This is a genomic window from Marinospirillum sp. (genome assembly GCF_014859565.1).
This window is the reverse complement of record NZ_JACUUA010000380.1, coordinates 1-2,235: the sequence shown is the minus strand read 5'-3', so window position 1 is coordinate 2,235 and position 2,235 is coordinate 1. Positions and strand designations below refer to the sequence as shown.

Genomic DNA, 2,235 nt, shown 5'->3' with positions numbered 1-2,235 from the left:
CTGGCACGACTGGGCGGGGAGGAGTTTGCCATTCTGATGCCACAAACCACGCTGGATCAGGCCATGAAACTGGCGGAAAGATTACGGCGACGTATTGATCAGCTGGAAATAACTTTTGATGGTATACACCTGCACTGCACCGGTAGTTTTGGAGTCAGTCATGCCGCACAAGGAAACGGCAGTCTGGATACCCTGCTGGCCAATGCAGATCACGCACTGTATCAGGCCAAGAACACAGGTCGAAACTGTGTATGTGCGGATGACCGTTAGTATTTATCATTTACCCAGCTGGCAGTTTTCACCATCCAGTTCCTGCAGTTCCCGTGTTTTATCCAGAGTTTTGCGCAACTCGGTAATATCCCGCCGGTGCCCGGCTCTTAACTGCTTACGTAGTTTGCCCATCACAAACCGGCGAATTTCTTGATCCGTTTGCAGCACCAACCCTGGCACCGAGGTGGGTTTGCGGGTTTCTTCATCCACCGCCACCATGGTGAAATAACTGGTGTTGGTGTGTTTAACTATCTCCTTGCGGAAGTCCTCGGAAATCACCTTGATGCCAACTTCCATCGAACTGTTACCAACGTAGTTCACGGAAGCAAACAGAGTCACCAGCTCACCCACCTCTACTGGATTTACAAAATCCACCGAATCCACGGAGGCTGTCACACAATAGGCCTTGGCATGGGTGGCCGCGCAGGTGTAGGCAATCTTGTCCATCAGTGACAACAAAATCCCACCATGTACCTTGCCACCAAAATTGGCATAAGACGGCACCATCAGCTCTTTCAGGATCACCTGTGAGGACTGCACCGTACGGAAAGTGGCTTCATTCACCATCGGGTTCAACTCCTCAAATCACATGTATGGCACAAGGGTATTGTATTCCAAGGCTGGCAACCAGCTATCGGGGCGATAAGTTCTATCCGCTATGATCCGTCAGATACTCGGTGAGCTTTTCTGCATGATCCTGCACCCCAGTGAATATGGGTTCAGCAATTTTCGGTGGAAAGTTGGCTGGTAATTGATTTCTGACAGCATCAATGACCCTTTCTGCCAGCAAGGCAGTTTCTTGCATCAACTGACGCGTGGTTGCAGTAGAAAAGCCGGTTTCGATCGCAGTACTGATGAAGTGTCTGGGTTCCATCCGTTGCCAGTGATAATGACGCTGACGTCCTTTCTGTGACATGGCCATTTTTGCTCTGGCCGCTGGCAGGCTGCCTGTAGCCATCATCGGGTAAGCAGATATCACATCGTAAAGGGGTGTCATGCGATAGCCAGAGTCTGGCTCAATGAACAGGCTGAAGTTCTTGGCATGGCCATCAATAGCAGCCAGAAGCCAGAATAAAATTTGGCTTTTGAAAAAGGTGCGACGATCAGCTTCAGCGTTTTGAGATCCAGCAAGCAGTTTTAAACAGGCTTCAATCCCAGGGCCACCTTCATTTTCATACTTCAGTGCTGGTGCCACACCCAATGCCTGACAGAAGTCCTCCTGAGGCAGGCGCATTAACCATGATCCATCGGATGACCAACGTCGGTCAAAGCGCTGCACACACAAAACACTTTGTTCGTTAAAGCGAAGCAGTTGGGCGTCAGCCACTGGAATACCAAAACCTTTCAGAATCTGCAGGCACAGCCACTCGTTTTCGTTGCTTTCACGCAGATCAATATTGCGTGGCTCCAGAAAACCGATCGGTAGTTTCAGTATATGGCTGGTAGGCGTGCTGCCTACAGGGCGCTTCCATTGCTCCTCATGCCACAAGAGTGCTGTTTTCTCTTGAGCACCGGCCAGTGAAATACGGAAATCGCTGTCTTCCGTCATGCCCAGTGGTGCTTGCTGATATCCGGCAAGCATGGCTGCAATCGCATCATCGGAAACTGGTTCGGCATGAACAGACCTGACATCCGGTATTGATATATCAGGAGGGTAGAGCTGAACGGCACCAATGCAGTCACGACCAATCACGCTTAGAAGATCAAAAGGGTGCCCTGTATTAATTCTGAAACGCGCTTGCATTCTGGCACGTATATTTTCAGAGTCTGGCAGCAGGTTGTCGAAGAAGTTGTAGACCTGCGCTCCTTCATAACGCTGATTCGTGAGTGGTAAAGACAAGGAAAGTGCCCGTGCGCCGGGTTGCTTCAGCCATTGCTCTGCATAAGAAAAAGACATTCCACCGGAGCGGTCTGTAGTGGCATAGTAAATCTGGCCACCTGATTTTGAGGGTATGATTACTCACA

Annotated in this window: 3 protein-coding genes; 1 reads left to right on the top strand and 2 read right to left on the bottom strand. The window is 50.2% G+C overall.

Annotation, left to right across the window (positions count from 1 at the left end; translation table 11 throughout):
* Window positions 1–270, top strand: a 270-nt coding sequence (locus IBX50_RS19900) for a GGDEF domain-containing protein (RefSeq protein ID WP_292258134.1), incomplete at its 5' end; no start/stop codon positions are given.
* Window positions 271–276: 6 nt separating this feature from the next.
* Here the strand turns inward: IBX50_RS19900 and IBX50_RS19895 are convergent.
* Together IBX50_RS19895 and IBX50_RS19890 are read right to left on the bottom strand one after the other, a co-directional pair.
* Window positions 277–837 carry an acyl-CoA thioesterase gene (locus tag IBX50_RS19895; RefSeq protein ID WP_292258133.1) on the bottom strand — a complete coding sequence of 187 codons (561 nt, stop codon included), beginning with the start codon at window positions 835–837 and terminating at the stop codon, window positions 277–279.
* A gap of 82 nt (window positions 838–919) precedes the next feature.
* Complete coding sequence (locus IBX50_RS19890; protein WP_292258135.1) at window positions 920–2,200, bottom strand: type II toxin-antitoxin system HipA family toxin; 1,281 nt, start codon at window positions 2,198–2,200, stop codon at window positions 920–922.
* Between the last annotated feature and the right edge of the window lie 35 nt (window positions 2,201–2,235).